The organism is Enterovibrio qingdaonensis (genome assembly GCF_028683135.1).
Lineage (GTDB): Bacteria > Pseudomonadota > Gammaproteobacteria > Enterobacterales > Vibrionaceae > Enterovibrio > Enterovibrio qingdaonensis.
Map to the genome: position 1 here is coordinate 169,784 of NZ_JAJUBB010000002.1, position 18,613 is coordinate 188,396.

The 18,613-nt window shown below is 45.9% G+C and carries 18 protein-coding genes; 12 read left to right on the forward strand and 6 right to left on the reverse strand.

Features of this window, described 5'->3' with window-relative positions; translation table 11 throughout:
- The first annotated feature begins 80 nt into the window (after window positions 1–80).
- The gene (locus tag LRP49_RS03725) at window positions 81–1,286 is read left to right on the forward strand and encodes a porin (protein ID WP_274140332.1); all 1,206 of its coding nucleotides are present in this window, start codon (window positions 81–83) and stop codon (window positions 1,284–1,286) included.
- Window positions 1,287–1,438: 152 nt separating this feature from the next.
- Here LRP49_RS03725 and LRP49_RS03730 read toward each other — a convergent pair whose 3' ends face one another.
- Complete coding sequence (locus LRP49_RS03730) at window positions 1,439–1,714, reverse strand: zinc-binding dehydrogenase (RefSeq protein ID WP_274140334.1); 276 nt, start codon at window positions 1,712–1,714, stop codon at window positions 1,439–1,441.
- 173 nt (window positions 1,715–1,887) lie between these two features.
- On the opposite strand from LRP49_RS03730, the gene LRP49_RS03735 reads away from it, so the two are divergent.
- A complete protein-coding gene (locus LRP49_RS03735; protein WP_274140335.1) occupies window positions 1,888–2,145 on the forward strand; it encodes a hypothetical protein in 258 nt (85 codons plus the stop codon).
- A 73-nt stretch (window positions 2,146–2,218) separates the two neighbouring features.
- Here the strand turns inward: LRP49_RS03735 and LRP49_RS03740 are convergent, their stop codons facing one another.
- Window positions 2,219–2,653 (reverse strand): hypothetical protein, encoded by a 435-nt coding sequence (locus LRP49_RS03740; protein WP_274140336.1) that lies wholly within the window; start codon window positions 2,651–2,653, stop codon window positions 2,219–2,221.
- A gap of 484 nt (window positions 2,654–3,137) precedes the next feature.
- Window positions 3,138–4,016, reverse strand: coding sequence for a hypothetical protein (locus tag LRP49_RS03745; protein WP_274140337.1), 879 nt, complete (start codon window positions 4,014–4,016; stop codon window positions 3,138–3,140).
- A gap of 649 nt (window positions 4,017–4,665) precedes the next feature.
- On the opposite strand from LRP49_RS03745, the gene LRP49_RS03750 reads away from it, so the two are divergent.
- The 5 genes from LRP49_RS03750 to LRP49_RS03770 all read left to right on the forward strand — a co-directional run bounded on the left by LRP49_RS03750 (window position 4,666) and on the right by LRP49_RS03770 (window position 10,433).
- On the forward strand, window positions 4,666–5,745 hold the full coding sequence (locus tag LRP49_RS03750) for a porin (RefSeq protein ID WP_274140338.1): 1,080 nt from the start codon (window positions 4,666–4,668) through the stop codon (window positions 5,743–5,745).
- A gap of 30 nt (window positions 5,746–5,775) precedes the next feature.
- On the forward strand, window positions 5,776–8,898 hold the full coding sequence (locus tag LRP49_RS03755; protein WP_274140340.1) for an ExeM/NucH family extracellular endonuclease: 3,123 nt from the start codon (window positions 5,776–5,778) through the stop codon (window positions 8,896–8,898).
- A 259-nt stretch (window positions 8,899–9,157) separates the two neighbouring features.
- Window positions 9,158–9,445, forward strand: a complete 288-nt coding sequence (locus tag LRP49_RS03760) for a hypothetical protein (RefSeq protein WP_274140341.1) — start codon at window positions 9,158–9,160, stop codon at window positions 9,443–9,445.
- 22 nt (window positions 9,446–9,467) lie between these two features.
- The gene (locus tag LRP49_RS03765) at window positions 9,468–10,010 is read left to right on the forward strand and encodes a hypothetical protein (protein ID WP_274140343.1); all 543 of its coding nucleotides are present in this window, start codon (window positions 9,468–9,470) and stop codon (window positions 10,008–10,010) included.
- Between the two features lie 177 nt (window positions 10,011–10,187).
- Window positions 10,188–10,433, forward strand: coding sequence for a hypothetical protein (locus LRP49_RS03770; protein WP_274140344.1), 246 nt, complete (start codon window positions 10,188–10,190; stop codon window positions 10,431–10,433).
- 90 nt (window positions 10,434–10,523) lie between these two features.
- On the opposite strand, the gene LRP49_RS03775 is transcribed toward LRP49_RS03770, so the two are convergent.
- The gene (locus tag LRP49_RS03775; protein WP_274140345.1) at window positions 10,524–11,399 is read right to left on the reverse strand and encodes a helix-turn-helix transcriptional regulator; all 876 of its coding nucleotides are present in this window, start codon (window positions 11,397–11,399) and stop codon (window positions 10,524–10,526) included.
- Window positions 11,400–11,556: 157 nt separating this feature from the next.
- Here LRP49_RS03775 and LRP49_RS03780 point away from each other — a divergent pair, with 157 nt between their 5' ends.
- Entirely contained in the window at window positions 11,557–11,760 is a 204-nt protein-coding gene (locus tag LRP49_RS03780) for a hypothetical protein (RefSeq protein WP_274140346.1), read from the forward strand.
- Window positions 11,761–12,410: 650 nt separating this feature from the next.
- Here the strand turns inward: LRP49_RS03780 and trxC are convergent.
- Window positions 12,411–12,836, reverse strand: a complete 426-nt coding sequence (gene trxC, locus LRP49_RS03785; protein WP_274140348.1) for a thioredoxin TrxC — start codon at window positions 12,834–12,836, stop codon at window positions 12,411–12,413.
- A 100-nt stretch (window positions 12,837–12,936) separates the two neighbouring features.
- A complete protein-coding gene (locus LRP49_RS03790; RefSeq protein ID WP_274140350.1) occupies window positions 12,937–13,821 on the reverse strand; it encodes a LysR family transcriptional regulator in 885 nt (294 codons plus the stop codon).
- A 145-nt stretch (window positions 13,822–13,966) separates the two neighbouring features.
- Between LRP49_RS03790 and LRP49_RS03795 the strand changes: the two genes are divergently transcribed.
- The 4 genes from LRP49_RS03795 (at window position 13,967) to LRP49_RS03810 (ending at window position 18,512) form a co-directional block, all read left to right on the forward strand.
- Window positions 13,967–14,377 (forward strand): RidA family protein, encoded by a 411-nt coding sequence (locus LRP49_RS03795; protein ID WP_274140351.1) that lies wholly within the window; start codon window positions 13,967–13,969, stop codon window positions 14,375–14,377.
- Window positions 14,378–14,388: 11 nt separating this feature from the next.
- Entirely contained in the window at window positions 14,389–15,837 is a 1,449-nt protein-coding gene (locus LRP49_RS03800) for an aldehyde dehydrogenase family protein (RefSeq protein WP_274140352.1), read from the forward strand.
- Window positions 15,838–15,870: 33 nt separating this feature from the next.
- Entirely contained in the window at window positions 15,871–16,860 is a 990-nt protein-coding gene (locus LRP49_RS03805) for a membrane dipeptidase (protein ID WP_274140354.1), read from the forward strand.
- Window positions 16,861–16,940: 80 nt separating this feature from the next.
- A complete protein-coding gene (locus LRP49_RS03810; protein WP_274140355.1) occupies window positions 16,941–18,512 on the forward strand; it encodes a BCCT family transporter in 1,572 nt (523 codons plus the stop codon).
- The last annotated feature ends 101 nt before the right edge of the window (window positions 18,513–18,613 follow it).

An 18,613-nucleotide genomic window follows, 5' to 3' on the forward strand; every position in this document is an offset into this window, starting at 1 on the left:
AATAAATTAAAAAATCAATTGGCATCGCCATTGCAAATAAAGGAATGGACAACAAACAAAACATTAACAAGGAGTGTCTTGTGAAAAAGCATAACTACCCCATGGCAATCGCTTTATTAATCTCACCTTATGCAATGGCTGAAATTCCTGTATACGATAAGGATGGCTATTCATTTGGTGTCGATGGTTGGGTTATTCTAAATGCCAGTTCAACAAGAGGAGATGCAGAAGGTAACGACGCCTTTAGAATTACTTCCGGTGATTCACCAAACATGGTTGGCTTTAATTTCGGTGTTCCTGAGTCTCAAGGGATTAAAGCCAATGCCCGATTAGGATTAAGAATTAACCCTCACTCTGGTGAAGGCAACTATAAAAACCTAGGTAATGTCGGTTCGACAGCGTCAAAGTCGCTCGATCCTAGGGAAATTTATGCCACTTTTGATGGTGATTTCGGTCAAATCGTCATAGGTAAGCAATACAGTATTTTTAATGGTCGCCCTGTTCTTGCGGATGCGTCAGTACTGGCGGGCGGATTTTTTGTCTATGACATTGCAAACGACGGTGGTGCTCTCGGTGCGGGCTCATTGCATTCTGGTTACCTGTACGCGAACTTTAATAGCGGTATTCGTTATAACTCGCCCACAGACTCTTCAGTCAAATTCTCTGTTGGCCTGTATGACCCAAGTACCATTCAATCCATACTGCCTAGTGTTAAAAGCGCGCCTGTCGCTTCAAAAACGACCTCTCCGCGATTTGAAGCGGACGTGTCATATGGTCAGGATTTTGATGGTGGCAACTTTCTCCTCTATGCGGATACGATTTACCAATCTGCAGAAAACTGTACGGTCAATGGTGTGACATGCGCTTCTGGGAGCAAAGTCGAAGCAACCGGTTATTCAGCGGGCGCAAGCTTGAACTACGGTATCTTCAGCCTATTTGCTTCTGGCTTTAAAGGTGAGGGATTGGGATCGGCTTTACAACTCGATTTTGACTCACTCGATGATTCAGGCCGCGAGCGCGAAAGTAGTGGCTATTGGCTGCAAACTACCGTCAATGTAACGACAGATACGCTACTACGTTTGAGTTACGGTGAAACAAAGATTGATCAGACCGATGCGACTGCTGGTCACAAAGCCCAGGGCACTGTTTTTGGTATCTATCACAACTATAACGACCATATTGCTCTGTATACCGAAGTTGGTCGCTCAGAATTTGATTTAAATCCAGTGTTTGGACAAGCAACCGAGACTGATTATATCACCGTCGGTACTCGATTAATGTGGTAAAGAAAAAAATGTAACTGCCTTTTTTGCCCGCGAATGAAGCGGGCTTTTTTGTCGCCTTCCATTCAGTAAATCGACAATTAAAAGGGAGATAGCACTTAGCTTGGGTGTATAAAGCCAGCACGAATGTGTTGGCTTTTGCATTTGGCGTATAGTTAGATTTTCATGACCAATTTGCCACGTACACGGCCTTGAGCACTGATATCAAAAGCTGTGGTAACGTCATCAAGGCTGAAGGTTTGTGCAACCGTTACGGCCAATTGACCTGCGTCCACCATCTCGGCAACATGACGCAATTGTTCACCGTTCGCTTGAACAAATACAAACTCCGCCGACACGCCTAACGCTTTAGCTTTCGCTTCAGTTTCTGCAGTCACACCGGTGATCGACACGAGTTTGCCGCCGCGCTTTATTGCCGCTCCTTGCGACAACCAAAGAGGTTAGACGCGGATCATTATCGCGTAAATTCGCAGATCTTTTCGTCAATTATAGATTTCATCAATACGAGGTTCTCTCATATAAACAGTGTGTTACCTTTTTCTTGCAAGTTATTGGACACTCAAAACGTGCCAGTGAAATTTGAACGGTAACACAGGAAGAAAAGATGAAAGTTGGCTTAAAATTGGATGCTAATGTTTCGGTATCAAAACTTCATATCTCTCAAGTCGTCACTTTTGATAATAGCTTCAACATTTATCTATCAAACGGGCACACGCTAACCGTCGTTAGAGAAGTGGATTCGGAACATTTTCAGGATTGTATCGAAGTACCCGTCAATGAATATCATCGTATACAAAGGGAGCTATCTGAGTATCTTGGCATTGAAATCGAAGATGCGAATAACGTGTTAGATCAATGCTGATACGAGTGTGAAAATACATAACAGATAAGCGTTATAGTCAAGCCCATTTAAGTGGGCTTGACCTTGTGTGATGTTATTCATTTACAACTTCATACCAATACCTAGTGCTTTGTTTTTTACCTAAGCTATCTAAAAGTCCTTGTTTCAAAAGGTCACATGTAGACTGAGTTCCATCTCTCAAAATGTTTGTTTTTATCTTTACAGCCGCTACCGTCGTTCCTCTTTGATTTGATGGGACATTACCATACTGTAATCCATCTTTGTCGGATCCAGGCTTGTTGGGTACTTTATTGGACTGAACTTGGATGTTAGTTATGTCTCCAAATATACCTTGATTATCAACCCGCATCCCTCCATCTCCTGTAGAAACAATAGTGTTATTGTCTGCCATATTACTCATAGTCAAACTGTTGATTGCTTCTTTTGCGGAGAGATACTTTTCTGTACTCATATCTGTGGGGGCTTTAGCTACTTTTTGCTGCGGGTTTACCATTTGTAATTTTGGCATTGTATTCCTCTATCTAGACTGTGATTGATATTGTTCCAATCTGTCTATGTTAAAAACATAGTGGGATTGCAACTTGTTGAAAAAATTATTTATTCGTGAATTGATTTTTAATCATGCGGGCTTAACTCGCACTTAATATAAAACGGTAGTCAATTCAGGTTGTGAAGAATTTTTGCGTTTGAAATTACTATTTGGAAAAATGGAAGACTTAGAGGGTTATCTGATAGTGACTCTGAAACAGAGGTGATAGAGGACTAATTATTTATGAGTGAATAAATGACATTTTCAGGATGAGATTCCGTAACACTGCTTTATGGCTCGTCATGCAAATGATACTTTCGCTTTCAATATGTATTGTCGTAAGCGAGAGTCTGCTGTCTTTGCCTAAGTTCGTACAAAATGACTATTTACACGTAAAGCAGAATGGCGGGTTCTGAGTTAAATAAAACCAAAATCCCATCGCCCGCCATTCTCTGGTTAAGCGTTATGAATCATAGGTCCAAACATGGCCTAACTTGTACTTAGGGTTGTTATAGTACAATCCGTGGTCGTAGACTTTTATGGGATACTTAGAAACTTTATTGATATAGCTGCTTGCGTCATGAACGGCACCGTTGATCAATTCATTGATGTACGGTTTGTCGGCAAGGTGAATATTAACGGTAATGAGATCTACAGTGATCAGATCCAATTTAGTTTGAACATACTCCACCTGTTCTTCATCACCCTTACCCACGATGACCCATGAGGTTGTTTCATACAATTTGTCGGGCATGGAAATTTTCAGGTCTTCAATTTCGGCTAAATCTTTACTTGCCGTTTCTTCTGCGCGAACCATTTGGTTGGTAAACGCTTCAATGTGAGCGATAGCAGAATCACTACAGCCACTTTTAATTTCGTCGAAGGATTCAGTGCTTGAGTTGTTCAAAAAATCACAAGGTACATCCGTTTCTCTCAGCGCACCTGCCGCGAATGTTCTTAATTCTTCGCTGACAACGTCACCTTCGACCAACAAGTCAATTTGGTCGACGTAATTGAGGTGTTTGAGGATCTCTGAGTTGTAATAATCAACAGTGTCTTTAAGTGTCGCTTTTCTCTTTGCTGTAAGTTGAGCAAGCACTTGATTGTAGCTGTCTTTTACGCCTGAGATTTCACAGACATTATCAATGACAGTGCGTCCTCGGCTGTCTTCTCGCGTTGACCAGTTCGAGGTTTCGCAAAATGCGCGGGTAGAATAGATTTGGTCGTTGGTATATGACCCTTCAAAAACGAAAATATCATTTTTTACTGTTTCGATAGGATCAGACCCACATCCTGCTAAAAGTAGTGCGGAGATACATCCTGCCAGTCTCAGTTTTCTCACAATAAAACGCCTTAAAATTATGATTATCATTTATATCATGCAGACATTTTCGGAAGAGCGAGGAGTTTTTAGGTAGATAGGGGAATTGCGATCTGGTTAACATTATTCAGGCGGTCCAGTTACTCGTATTAATTAAGATTAATGGATTGGATTTGGCATATTTATTGTCATCTATTCGCTAGAATTTAACTAACGATCTTGAGCATGTAACCCTTCCGACCTTCTCTGTCATTACATGTCGATTACCACGCTTAATGTCATCACATTGATGTATTCAATGTTTGCACTTGTGATGGCACATTTGGATTAATATCATCAATACTCAACAGTTGCACAATGCATGCATTATGTGTTGCCTAGTTTATCGATATATTCATTTGTTTTTTTGTATGAAATTATAGCTTCTTATTTATTCGAGAGAAATCATTAATAGTTTCATAATGAGATTTTAAAAATGTGGCTCATGCCACGGTTAATTTATTTTCAATAAGAATCTCGATGAATATATATCGCAATTATATTCAATATCTATTGATGATATGACGAGGCTCTCATATAGATTGAGGGGAAATTGCATGATTGCAGTCCGAAATGTGAGAATAGTTTTACTAATGAGACATTTTGTTTTTGTAATCACTAGAGTAGAAATATGGATATTGCAACGCCTCAAAAAGCAGTTTTGGCAACTTTGCTTTCTTCCCTTCTTGCTGCACCTGCAGTTAACGCAATCGAAATTTACCAGAATGCGAACGGCGACAAACTAGACCTTTATGGTGAAGTCGGCGTAGGTGGTCACATCGGTGCCAACTACGAGTACGGCGAGTTCTATGATGACCAATATTATGTTGATGATTCTTTTGCCACATTGGGGGTTAAAGGGGTTAAAGACGGCATCATTTACCGCCTAGAACTTGACTACCAACGTGAGAACTGGAAATACGCAGACGGTGAGTTGGCATTAGCGGTGGACAAATTGTTCCTCGGCTATCAAATCAATGATAACCACTATGTTGAAGCGGGCCTGACGGATACGGCATTTGATGACTATGACAAATACGGCGACTTCACGCTTGATACCACAGTAGAAAGTGGCGAGGCTGGCGACCAAGACGCAACAGTCAAGTACGAAGGTCGATTCGGTAAGATCAAGACCGGTATCTCATATACCTACGGTGCGCAATCTAGCTCCGGTTCTGAGTTGGGCGACACAGTGAATGGCTATATCGGCTACTTTGGTGACGTGTTCTCAGTCGTTGGTGGCTTAGAAGGTCGTGGCGGTGCTGCGGGTGAGTCAAAATATGGCGAGCATTCTTTAATGGGGCTTGGCATGCGCTGGGTTGCAACCGATAAGATCACCGTTGGCCTTAATGCCTTCTACGAACGTGAAGACATTGCTCAAGAAAAAACCGCCATTGATATCACTGACCCAAACAACAAAATTTATGCGTACAACAACTACCAGACACTGACTAACAAAGGTGGCCTAGTTTCCGCTAAGTATCAGATTGATGAGAAGTGGAACATCGTTACCTCTATTAACTATGAAGCCTATGAAGAATGGGACGAGAACAGTAAGTACTACGACGAAGAAACCAGCTGGGGCAACAGCCGCACTTGGGGCACCTTGGGTGTGAACTACAAGCCATCTCGATCAACGCTGATCGCGATTGAAGGCAACCTTGGTGAATCTGCACAAAATGCGTACGCCTACGCACGTGTTTACTTCTAATCTCTCCCGAATTTAGCAATAGGTTTTATTATGAATAATAGACGTACGCTGCTTTCAGCAGCGATTGCCATGGCATTGGCTGCACCTGCAATGGCAGGTATTAACGACATCATCATCTCTGAGTATGTTGAAGGTTCATACGACAACAAAGCGGTTGAGATTCGTAACAACGGCACTGCACCTTTCACATTTACCGCTGATCACGCGCTTTACTATGCCAATGAATCGAGCGGCAATATCTACAACAACATCATTGAAAACCCGGCTGGCGGTAATGTCCTCGAAGGCGTTACCATCGCTGCTGGTGACGTCGTGGTTATTGCTCACGGTGATGCAAATGCGGAACTAAAAAGTGCGGTAACGGCAAATGGTTCACGGCTGGTCGAAGCAGCGAACTGGGACCAAGGTAGATACAATTCGATGAATTTCAGCGGTGATGACGCTGTGTTCATCGCCGATGCAAGTGATGCATCTACCGTTTACGACATGATTGGTGTTGCCAAAAAGGGCAACAATTGGGGTAAAGACACCACGCTTCGCCGATTCGAGCACAAAGCCAATGCATCAGCCGTTTATGACCCGACGGCATGGGCGTCTGAAACCAAAGACACATTCAGTGGCTTGGGTGATTCGACACTCCCTGAAAAACCCGCAGACCCTCTTAACTCAACAGTTGGTGAGATTCAGGGCGAAGGTTTCTCTTCTCCATTGTTGGAATCAGGTGAAGAGCAAACGAAAGACACTTACCGTGTTAGCGGTGTTGTAACAGCCGTTGCGACCAATCTCGTTAAAGGCTTTTATATCTACCATGCTGACGGTAACCCGCTGACATCAGACGGTCTGTTTGTTCAAACTAACGTTGACCTGCCTGCTGATTTTATCGCTAAAGACGTGACCGTTATTGGTAAGGTGCGTGAAGCGGATGGAATGACTACGCTTTCTGCGCTGGAATGGACAGTAAACGGTGATGCAGCAGTGCCTGCAGCATTTGACCTGCAAAAAGTAGAGGCTGACGGCGAAGACTTCCAAAAAACCTTAGAACGTTTTGAAGGGATGCTCGTTAACCTGCCGACTGATGTTGACCCTGCGACACCTGACGTTAACGAAGACATGCGCGTGTCGCGTTCGTTCAGCCATGACTTTGATGCCGGACGTAGCAACATGGTGTTGTCTTACAAGCGTCCAAATATGCAGCCTAACCAAGAGCACATCGCGGGTAGCCAGGAGTCGATGGAGCATGCTGAGCAGAACAACAACTACCGCTTGATTGTTGAGTCTGACGAAAAAGCACCAGATGGACAAATCCCTTACTATTCGGGCTTTTCTGCCGATGCGCAAAGCAACTACATTCGCATCAACGACAGTGTTGTTGGGTTAGAAGGTGTGGTCCACTACTTGGATGACAATTTCCGTCTTATCCCAACAAACACGGTGAATGACAGTAACTTCACCCACAATACCGATCGCACTGAAGAGCCGACCTTGGACGAAAGTACGGCGTATGATCAGTTTGCGGTTCGACTCGCGACACTGAACGTACTCAACTACTTCAACTCTCCGTATGGCGGCGAAGCAAACCAGTTCGGTGATAACCGTGGTGCGAGATCTGAAATCGAGTTTGAACGTCAGCAGGCAAAACTTGTAGAAGCCGTTTTTGCCATGGATGCAGACATCGTTGGTTTGATGGAAATCGAAAATAACGGTTTCAGCGACAGAGGCGCAATTACCCAGTTTGTAAATGCCATCAACGCGAATTACTGGAATGAGGATTACTCAGACCGTCACTACTCAAATTCGATTCACAACAAGTATGTGTTTATTGGGTTTGATTCAAACGGCGATACCGTTTTAGATGGCGATGACAGCATAGGTAGTGATGCCATTACCTCTGGTCTGATTTACCGTCCAAGCAAAGTGTCACTTGAGTCTGCACGTATTCTTGCAATGCCGCGTCAGGTCGCACCTGCAATTGTTGACGACAACGGGCAAGCCCTTGTCGACAAAGATGGCGAGATCCGTGAAAACGGTAAAAATTACAACCGTGACACCGTTGCTGCGACGTTCAAAGTCGTGAATACGGGTAAGAAGTTGACGGTTGCGGTTAACCATTTCAAATCTAAAGGCTCAACGTGTTGGGAAGATTGGCAAGGCTGGGAAAACTGGAGCGGCTTTGATTCTAAGTATGACGACGTAAAAGATCCGGACTTCCAAGGTTCGTGTGAAAACTTCCGTGTTGCGGCAGCGGTAGAGCTGGGTGAACAGCTTGCGCGCATCGGTGGTGATCGCGTGATTCTGGGAGACCTGAACTCTTACGGAAACGAAGATCCAATGCTGGTACTGACGGCTATTCCAGAAGGCAAAGCGATTCGTGCCGCACGCGACACCTATGTGGGTAGCAGAAAGCAATTCGGTGCTGATGGTGCAGACATCACCCGTTCATTTGGTTATGTGAACACCGTTCAGATGAAAGATGCTGAGCGCGGCACGTCTAGCTGGAGCTACTCGTACAATGATGAGATCGGTTCACTCGACCATGTGTTAGTAACACCATCATTGAAAGCAAAAGTGTTGGATGCGACCGACTGGCATATTAACGCCGCGGAATCATCATTGTTCGATTACAAGAGCGGTTATAAGTCACCTAACAAAGACAACCCTTTCTATGCCGAGACGCCTTACCGTTCTTCGGATCACGATCCTGCGCTTATCTCTCTAGGTTACGCTTTCGGTGAAACGGCGGGCAACCACGTTGTGTTGAACACGAAGAGCAGCCGAATGGAAGTTGCTTACCCAATCAATTCTGATGCGGTAAAAGCGGGTGACATAGCGACGATCACCTTCGACCCAATGCCGGAGAACATGAATGGTGTTGCGGTTCCGAAGGTTGTGCTGAAGAAAGACGGCAAGCAGACCGTATTCTTTGATGTTCTCGGTATCGACAAGGGTCAATACCGCATCGTCATGCAAACGGAAGGCAAAGCGCGTAGCGTGGTGGCGGGTTCTACTGTCGAGATGCAAGTGAGTGTCGAAGGCCGTGATTCAACGCAACCGGAAATTAATGTACCGGCATACGATGGTTCAGGCGGCTCTGTTGGCTTCTGGAGCTTCCTGTCATTGATTGGTTTAGGTTTTGTACGTCGCTTTCGCAAATAAAGTAACGCACTAAAATCTGAAAGGAAAAGAGGCTGATTTCAGCCTCTTTTTTTTGCATATAAAACCGAGTCTTATACCCAATTATTCTATAACTTTTCTGGTGAACATTGCTTAGAGTTGTTAGCATTTCAATCATAAAATACAGCGTATCTTATGTGTCATTCTGAGTGCAAAGAGATAGAGGTTTTCAGTTACAAAGTTTGGTAAGCAGCGTTGTATCTGCAAACAATCGGTGGTTGAGAGGAGTGAGAATCTATCTATGAAGACAGTTATTGTCATCAAAAATCCGAGTAAGCGAATCGCGTGGATCACGAGAAATCAAAATTGGGATGGCTCGGATAAAGAGATAATGGATTGGATTCTTGAATTGTCTATTCAACGACAAAAAGAGTCAGACAAAAGCCGTGTTGCTGATGATATGTCTTCGTTGTATTACGACTCAGGGACCCAGATTAATCGATATAAAATGAATGTTGAACACCTGACGCCAATAAAAGGATTACTACAGAAAGTACTAAACAATGAAGGGTACAGAGTTATTAAGTGACGTTCAGTTGGGTTGGGGAAATATGGAAGTAGAAGTATTAATTCTTAAAATAAAAGAGAATAAGTTCAGCGAAAAACAGCTAATCAACTTGTACAACAATGCCTGCGCGAGAGAAGGAATTGATGAATCAGACAAGGCGATGTTAACTAGGGCGATAGAGAAGAACACACGGTTACGGTTTCCCAGAGCAGCAAAACGTATTTTTGGCGCAAAGGAATCGCTTGCTAGCCAGAAGCTTGAGTCACTCTGCACTCAATTAGAAATGGAATTCGACTTAACGAATAACACGTTGAAAAATGGTGTGAAAGCGGGTGGGAGAATGATCTCGGGTGAGTACTATATTGACGTTTATGCCTCTTACAAAAACCGAGAAAAACACGGTGCATCTATCGCACTGACGCAGCGTAATATTGATGCAGAGTTAGAAGTAACTGTGAGACGCTACCGTACACATAGTGAGAATTCTGGTGATATGGAACGTCAAATCCATACGATGGACGGTTTCGATTCTTGTGCGACGATCTATAGAGACTACCTCGCTGAAATAATCGCTGATGGTATATGACCTTCTTTCTGTGTTGTGGCCAATAGCAACGTATGGCTGCTAAGGCAGCCATCGAGATTGTGCTCCAACAGTTCCAGCATCATTGCTGGACAATCATGTGTATCTCTTCATTGCCCCATTACCACTTTGCATGAAATAATCCGCCCTTCAGTAAACAAGCAAAAAGACGTTACTTACATGAATAATGAACTCGATATCATCGACAGCCTTGAAGAGCTGGAAGCCTTTCTTATCTCAATCGAAAATGGCGGATTGGGACTAAAAGACGTAGCTGGCGTTGCACTTGCCAGAAACAACACAGACGGTCGTCCATTTGTTGCGGTTCTTGACGACAAGCACCAGCTTATTCTGGCTCGCTGGCTGACGCCGGAAATCGCCGAGACGGGTAAAGACATGATTCAGAATGGCCCTAAAAAGCACTGATTTCTGACAGACATTCGTTCTAGAAAACTTACTGCAAATTAAATGCATGCCGTTTGGTGGCATGCATTCCTTTCTTCCTGTTTTTCTTCTCTAACTTCCACGCTTGTGCTGATATTGGCCCCGATATTCTCTCGGTGTCAGTTGCTTGTATTGCTTAAACTGGCGATTAAAGTTCGACAAATTCCTGTACCCGACATTTTCCGCGATTAACGCGATTGGCTTGGTCGTCATCTGCAGCTCGCTGCACGCATGCCCTAAACGCAGTTTTTTCAAATACGACGAAAAGCTTTCACCAAAGTGATCGGTAAACAGGCGCTGAATGCTACTGCCGCTGGCGTGGAAGACGCGACCAAGATCGGCAAGGGTAATTGGCGCGGCCATATTTTGCGCCAAATAATCACAGATATTCTCTATTTTTGCGCGGTCCGCTTCATCTACTTTGGTTTGACATGATGCCGTGGGTAAAACCGTTTTACTTTGGTTATCTTGCCGAAGAACGGATAACACTTGCAGAAATACCGCTAACTGCTCGATAGGGGTGCGCGTTGTGCAGTCTTTTAGTAACTGAAAAACGTGTTCAGCGGTTTGCTCGGAAAACTCGATGCAGAGCTTGGCGCGTTCGAGTAATGGCGAGAGATCTTTTAATTCCTCACAGCTTGCCATTAGCTGCTTTATCCATGACTCGCGAAACCAAACCACATGGGTCTCACACCATTGACCTTCGCTGTGTTGCGATGTCACTGCGTGAGGGAGGTTAGGACCAATTAGCATCATATGGTTGTGGCTTACCGGAGACTCATGGTAGGCAACTGAAGCGGTTCCGACGAAGTGACGGTGCAGGGCAAGCTCATATTCTTCATGGCAATGCCAAAGCGTTGGTTTTTGCGCTTGCTCTATCTTTCTGTATCGCCATGAATAGCCTTTGCGCCTAGGTGCCTTTTCAAGAGCGGTTTTCTTCTGTCTCACGGTTATCTCTTTACCTGACTACTGCCTCTCATTCTATCAGCCTTTCAGGCCGGAAAAATGAAGTTGAGGCAAAAGTACCAGTACCTGCGGTCATCGTATCAATCTGCTGTTTTCTTCTCGTTATAGTGTTGTTGTTCCCTGCAACGAGGTGATAGTTATGTTTAGAAGTGTCGTTGAATTGATTGAAAATAATAGAGAATCTTGGCTTTCAGAGCTTACAAAATTCTATGGCAAGGAATACGGACATGGTTGGAAAAGCTGTGGTTTTCAAAGCGAAAGCGCACTAGCAAGTGCGTTACAGCAACTGGAAAAACAAGAATCAGACAGCCAGATTCAACGTATCCGATTCAGTGAGAGTTAATCCCATTCTAGAGCTGGCCAGGAATTCCCCCTTTCCTCGGCTGGCTCTGTCTTTTTGTGAAGCTGCTGTATTTCGCCTCCAAAAGGGATCACAAGGTGCCAATCGTATCGAAAAAAAAGCCACCTCTTAGTGAAAGGTGGCTGTGTCAACGTACGCTAGAGTATATCCGGGTAGAGTCTCGTTAATTACATCTTCCTTCGGAGCAGCACAGGAATTCCTGATTGCTGTCCTATCACCCCAACGCAACAACACAAACAATCAAGCCTCTCAGGAGAACGTTTGGCCTGAAAGTGATGGTTCGCGCACTAAATATTCGCCATCAAGAGTAAATAAAAAGGACTCTATACACTGGCACCGAGTTTTATGCCTTTGCTCTTGATGCAAGATCAAGCCTGTTAGGTGCTGAATTGCTTGATGTTAATTATTTGGAATAAGGTGAACGGCTTTATTGATGTGCATCATGTTAGGGGTGTTATAAATTGTAGTGCTGGATGTAAACGCGTCTGAAGTCACGTCATTATGCGTGCAATTGCATTGTGCACTAACGAAATTGCGCAAAGGGTAGTTGGGATTGCAAAGGTAAGATGCTGATGTGTATTTGATGCAGGTTACTGAATCGCCCTCGGTTAAGGGCGATTCGCGAAGCATGATTATTTCGCTTGCTCCAACCAGTTGTTGAAGTCTGATTGTGGCAGCGCACCGTTGATTTGCTGCGCTAACTTCCCGTCTTTAAACACCATGATGGTAGGAATACTGCGAATACGGTATTTCGCGGCCAGTGCTTGCTGGTCTTCAGTATTCACTTTGACAAAAATGGCGTTTTCGTGCTGCGCTGCGGTCGCTTCAAACACTGGGGCGAAACCCTGGCATGGTCCACACCATGGTGCCCAGAAGTCGATAACGACGGGTTTGTCAGAAGCCAATAACGCGTCCATGTTGTTAACCGTCCCTTCGAGCGGTTTACCGGTTAATACGGACGATTTACATGCACCACACTTAGGTTGGTCTGTAATGCGTTCAGCCGGAATGCGGTTGGCAGTATGACAATGCGGGCAACGTAAGGTTAACGTACTCATAAATAGTCCTTTTTTTCATCTTTTTCTCTATTGGGTGTAGATTACGTTTTCCTTGCGCATCACGCCAATTCAAAATGACGATTATTTTAATAGGTATGGCCTATTGATTTGGTGCATATAGCTCGGATACACATAGTTCATAAAAATCATACGCCTGTGGGGAAATATAGCGGTCACTTAAGCGAAAGATGCCAATCTGACGCTCGACGTAAGGATCGGTTAAAGGAATCCAACGTAAATGCTCTGATTCGCTTGGAAAGGCGAGGCGGGGAAGTGTTGTGATGCCAATACCTAACTCCAACACTGAAAAGAGTGACGTGATGTTTTCGACACTGTAGCGCGCATTGTCGGCCAATATATGTGCAGGCGTGGGCTCCAATAACGAGCAGGTTCCATTTCTGATAAACGGAAATTCAACCACATCTTCCCAACTGAGCTGGAAACTTGATGATGCAAGAGGATGATCGTGAAGGCAGACGATGCCGATAGGGTCAGCCAAGAGCGGTGTAAACACAATGCGTTCATCCTGAATATGAAGACAATTTCCAACGGCTAAGTCCACTTCACCCGCCAATAAACGTGCTTCGACACCTGCCGCATTGTCATCGACAAGTGCGAAATCAACGCTCGGGTGTGTGTCGGTGTAGCTGGCTAACACGCGAGGAATCAACTTTGCGGCCACAGAGGGGACGCTGGCAATGCGGACCTGGCCGAGCTGTCCTGCTGCCGCTGCGCGTAAATCAGAGTTTAAGTCTTCGTAGAGCTTTAAGAACTGATTGATTTTGGGCAAACAGAATTCGCCATAGGGTGTGAGTTTGGCTTTGTGACCCGAATCAAACAGTGTCTGTCCCAGTATTCTTTCCAATTCTTTCACTGACGTTGAGAGCGCCGCTTGCGAGCGGTTGGCTTTGGAGGCCGCAGCGCGAAAGCCTCTTTGCTCTGCCACTAAGGAAAAATGCCTAAGTTGCTGAATTTTTATGTCCATTTCTCTTTAGTCCTTCATCAAACACCTTTCTTTAAGTGATAAGTAAAATTGAACAATTGTCAAAAATTAACCGTTCGATTTATCAAATCCATCGGTGCAAACTTTAACCATAATTTAACAAGTGCATCAAGAGATTCGGTAGCCGATGTCAAATCAACAAGGTGTTGAAATTCGAGCAGTACAAACAGAGCTTTTTGCGTCAAAAGCTCCCTTAGAGTGGGCGGTGATCCATAACGGCACACTTCATACCGCGCAGATCCCCATTGATCAAACTGGTCAATTAGTGGAAGGCGGCATCGCGGCGCAAACACGACAGACGCTCGACAACTTAATGCACACACTAGAATCAGCGGGTGTGAAAAGTAACGCGGTTTTGCAAGTGCTGATCTACGTCACCGACCGAAGTTATTTAGCGACAGTGAATCAAATATACGCTGAGTATTTTGATGCCCCGTACCCGAACAGAGCGGCCATGGTGGTCGCAGGATTAGCCAGAGAAGGCATGCTCATCGAATTGGTGGTGTATGCAGCCGTGCCAATGAGCAATAAAGAATGAAGGAGCAACCCATGGATTTGAACGCAGAAAAGAGCCTGTATATCGACGGAAATTGGCAAGAGGGCATGACCACGGTTGCCAATATCAATCCGTCCAATATTTCAGAGTCTTTGGGTAATTTTGCGCAAGCAAGCGGCGCACAGGTCAGGGATGCGATTGCCTCGGCCAAACGTGCACAGCCGTCATGGGAAAAAATGCCCATGGAGCAAAAGCAACGGATTTTGTACACCATCGGCGACGAGCTGATCGCGCGTTGTGATGAACTGGGTCGTCTCCTGTCTTCGGAAGAAGGAAAGCCGTTTGCAGAGGGACGTGGTGAGGTGTATCGCTCTGGGCAGTTTTTCCACTATTACGCGGCAGAAGTCCTTCGCCAAATGGGCGATATCGCGGATTCAGTGCGGCCGAATGTCACCGTGGAAGTGACGCGTGAAGCCGTGGGTGTGGTTGCCATTATCTCTCCGTGGAATTTCCCGACGGCGACGGCGTCATGGAAGATTGCACCTGCGCTCGCATTTGGTAATAGCGTGATCTGGAAGCCCGCTAACCTGACACCGGCAAGTGCCGTTGCATTGGCAGACATTATTCACCGTGCAGGCGTACCTGCAGGCGTATTCAACCTCCTGTTGGGATCCGGTGCGGAAGTGGGCAATGCACTAATAAACAGCCCAGACATTGATGCGGTGAGCTTTACGGGTTCTGTCGAAGTAGGGCGTCAAGTTGCAGCGGCCACTGCGCCAAATTTCGTGCGATGCCAATTAGAAATGGGCAGCAAGAATGCCTTGGTTATTGCTGATGATGCAGACCTGTCTATCGCGGTCGAAGCGACCATTGCGGGGTCATTTTCTGGTGCGGGGCAAAAGTGTACTGCATCGTCTCGCCTGATTGTTCTCGACAGTGTGCATGATGCCTATGTAGATGCCCTCACGAATAGAATTGCCGAGCTCAAAGTCGGACACGCGTTGGAAGACGGCGTGTTTATGGGGCCTGTTGTTGATGAGCGTCAATTGGAATCAAACCTCAAGTGGGTGGAAAGAGCAAAAGATCTCGGAGCCGAATTGGTGACCGGCGGGGAGCGTCTTTCAATGGGCCATGAAGGTTACTACATGGGGCCGACGCTTTTTATCAACACACAGAACAGTTGGGATATCAACCAAGAAGAGCTGTTTGCACCCATGGCGTGTGTTCAGCGCGTTAGCTCGATTGAAGAAGCGATTGAAACCGTCAACGAAACACGCTTTGGCTTAACTGCGGGTATCGTTACCTCAAGCCTTCGCAACAGTACCTTATTCAAACAACAAGCACAGACAGGTTGCGTCATGGTGAATCTGCCAACGGCGGGTACTGACTATCACGTGCCTTTCGGTGGGCGAAAATCGTCAAGCTTTGGGCCGCGAGAGCAAGGGCTCTACGCGCGTGATTTCTACACCGTCGTTAAAACTGCGTACCAACGCGCTTACTAAGCCACTGTGCACAGCTAGGTGCAAGGAGAGGGTATGTATCAAGACGAAATCATCGTTGATGGCTTGCAATATAGCCGCTGGGATCGCGCCTATTTTGAATCACTCAAAGACAGCGGTGTGACGGCTGTCCATGTGACCTTGGTGTATCACGAAACAGCAAGGGAAACGCTGTCTCGCTTTGCTGAATGGAATCTGCATTTTGAGCGTAATAGCGACCTCATTGTCCCCGTGATGACAATGGATGACGTTCGCATTGCAAAACAGCAAGGCAAAGTGGGTATTTTTTTCGGTGCGCAGAATTGCTCGCCGATTGATGACGAAATTGGTTTGGTTGAGGTGATGCGAAAGCTTGGGCTTTTGATCATGCAGCTCACCTACAACAACCAGAGTTTGCTCGCGACAGGCTGCTATGAGCAGGAAGATTCGGGCGTCACGCGATTCGGTAAGCAGGTCATCGAAGAGATGAATCGCGTTGGGATGATCATCGATATGTCTCATAGTGCCGAACGTTCAACGTTAGAAGCGGTCGATCTGTCCTCACGACCAATCTGCATTAGCCATGCAAACCCTACAGTTGCCCATGGCGCGTTGAGAAACAAGTCTGACGAAGTGATCCGTGCACTCACAGGGCGAGGCGGCTTGCTGGGCTTTAGCTTATATCCTTTCCATTTGCCCAATGGCAGTGACTGCACGTTAGAGGCGTTCTGTCAGATGGTAGCAGATGCGGCGAACGCTTATGGCGCGGAGCATTTAGCCATTGGTAGCGATCTTTGCCAAAACCAGCCACAACGCGTGTTGGATTGGATGAGAAACGGACGTTGGTCAAAGAGCCTCGATTATGGAGAAGGCTCGGCCTCAAACGCGGGTTGGCCTGCGGCATTGCCGTGGTTTAGAGATACCCGCGGACTGAAAAACATTTACAAGGGATTGCGCGATATTGGCTTTAGCGACGAAGAAACGGCCGGCATTCTCGGTCGAAATTGGGGTCGCTTTTTGGACGCAGGCTTAGAGCCGAAGAAATAATTCGCAGTGCGGGAGCAATGCCCGCTTACAAGGAGTAGAGCTGGGGGAGCCCTCAGCTCGCAATGATGTGGAGACAGATAATGTCTGGAGTACTCGATTCAGAGAAGGCTAACAATGAGCCCAAAGCACAGAGTGCATGGCAAAAGTTAGGCTTAGATAATCCCGTTTTTTGGTTAAGTGGTGGCTTTCTTACTGCTTTTGTAATCACAGCGTTGGTCAACAATGAACTGCTTTCTAGCATGGTTAACCAAGGTTTTAGTTGGAGTGTGTCGTTCTTTGGCCCTTACTGGCAATTGTTGTTATTGGCGACATTTCTGATTGGTATTGCGTTGGCGTTTAGTCCGGGTACGGGCAAGGTTCGACTCGGAGCCATGGATAAACCTGAAATGGAAGGGTTTAAATGGCTGGCAATTATTCTCTGTACACTACTGGCAGGTGGTGGCGTGTTTTGGGCCGCTGCGGAACCTATTGCTCACTTTGTAAACCCACCGCCACTTTACGGTGTGCCGGAAGGGAATATTCAACGCCAGGCGTTTAACGCACTCGCGCAGTCGTTTATGCACTGGGGCTTTTTAGCTTGGGCAATTCTGGGTACCTTAACGACCATTGTCTTGATGCACTTGCACTACGATAAAGGGTTGCCGCTTAAACCTCGAACACTGCTTTATCCAGTCTTTGGTGACCGCGCAATGACAGGCTGGCTTGGTAACGTGATTGACGCGTGCTGCATCGTTGCGGTCGCGGCCGGTACCATCGGTCCCATTGGATTTCTTGGTCTTCAAATCAGCTATGCGCTGAACTTGCTCTTTGAATTACCTGATGGCTTTACGACGCAATTTATTATCATCCTTTTTGCCATCGCAATTTACACCATTTCTGCGCTCAGTGGCGTTAACCGAGGCATTCAAATCCTTAGCCGTTATAACGTCATTTTGGCTGTCGGCTTGATGATTTACATCCTGTTGGTTGGTCCTACAGATTTCATCATCAACGGTTACGTGCAAGGCGTGGGCACCATGGTAGACAACTTCATTCCTATGGCCACATTCCGCGGTGATATGGGGTGGTTGAGCTGGTGGACGGTCTTCTTCTGGGGATGGTTCCTGGGTTATGGACCCATGATGGCAATCTTCATCGCGCGCATTTCCCGTGGCAGAACGATTCGCCAATTGGTGACAACAATTGCGATTATCGCACCGCTTATCACCTGTTTCTGGTTCACCATTGTAGGCGGATCGGGTCTTGCGTTTGAAATGGCTGAACCGGGCTCAGTGAGCAAGGCATTTGAAGGGTTTAATCTGCCGGCTTCTTTGTTGGCGATTACACAGCAATTGCCTTTCCCGACGCTGATTTCCATCCTGTTCCTGATCCTGACCACGATTTTTATCGTTACTACGGGTGACTCCATGACGTACACCATCAGTGTGGTACTAAGTGGGAGTCTGAATCCGAATGGTCTGATGCGTACCTTCTGGGGCGTGATGATGGGGACAGTGGCAATCATCCTTATATCCCTAGGCTCTGGCGGCGTGTCTGCGCTCCAGTCCTTCATCGTGATAACGGCAGTGCCGGTGTCCTTAATATTACTGCCATCACTGTGGAACGCGCCGAAAATCGCGCTACAGATGGCAAAGGCACAAGGGTTGGATTAAGCAACACCTGACTTATTGAAAGACACAATAACGCGACAGCTTAACGAATAGCTGTCGCCAATAATGAAGGAAAGGTTCAAGGGTAGCCTTGTTGTGAAGGT

Coding starts and splice junctions, on each gene's coding strand:
- LRP49_RS03735 (WP_274140335.1), top strand. CDS start 1,888: ATGAAAGTTGGCTTAAAATTGGATGCTAATGTTTCGGTATCAAAACTT.
- LRP49_RS03740 (WP_274140336.1), bottom strand. CDS start 2,653: ATGCCAAAATTACAAATGGTAAACCCGCAGCAAAAAGTAGCTAAAGCC.
- LRP49_RS03750 (WP_274140338.1), top strand. CDS start 4,666: ATGGATATTGCAACGCCTCAAAAAGCAGTTTTGGCAACTTTGCTTTCT.
- LRP49_RS03755 (WP_274140340.1), top strand. CDS start 5,776: ATGAATAATAGACGTACGCTGCTTTCAGCAGCGATTGCCATGGCATTG.
- LRP49_RS03760 (WP_274140341.1), top strand. CDS start 9,158: ATGAAGACAGTTATTGTCATCAAAAATCCGAGTAAGCGAATCGCGTGG.
- LRP49_RS03765 (WP_274140343.1), top strand. CDS start 9,468: ATGGAAGTAGAAGTATTAATTCTTAAAATAAAAGAGAATAAGTTCAGC.
- LRP49_RS03770 (WP_274140344.1), top strand. CDS start 10,188: ATGAATAATGAACTCGATATCATCGACAGCCTTGAAGAGCTGGAAGCC.
- LRP49_RS03780 (WP_274140346.1), top strand. CDS start 11,557: ATGTTTAGAAGTGTCGTTGAATTGATTGAAAATAATAGAGAATCTTGG.
- trxC (WP_274140348.1), bottom strand. CDS start 12,836: ATGAGTACGTTAACCTTACGTTGCCCGCATTGTCATACTGCCAACCGC.
- LRP49_RS03790 (WP_274140350.1), bottom strand. CDS start 13,821: ATGGACATAAAAATTCAGCAACTTAGGCATTTTTCCTTAGTGGCAGAG.
- LRP49_RS03795 (WP_274140351.1), top strand. CDS start 13,967: ATGTCAAATCAACAAGGTGTTGAAATTCGAGCAGTACAAACAGAGCTT.
- LRP49_RS03800 (WP_274140352.1), top strand. CDS start 14,389: ATGGATTTGAACGCAGAAAAGAGCCTGTATATCGACGGAAATTGGCAA.
- LRP49_RS03805 (WP_274140354.1), top strand. CDS start 15,871: ATGTATCAAGACGAAATCATCGTTGATGGCTTGCAATATAGCCGCTGG.
- LRP49_RS03810 (WP_274140355.1), top strand. CDS start 16,941: ATGTCTGGAGTACTCGATTCAGAGAAGGCTAACAATGAGCCCAAAGCA.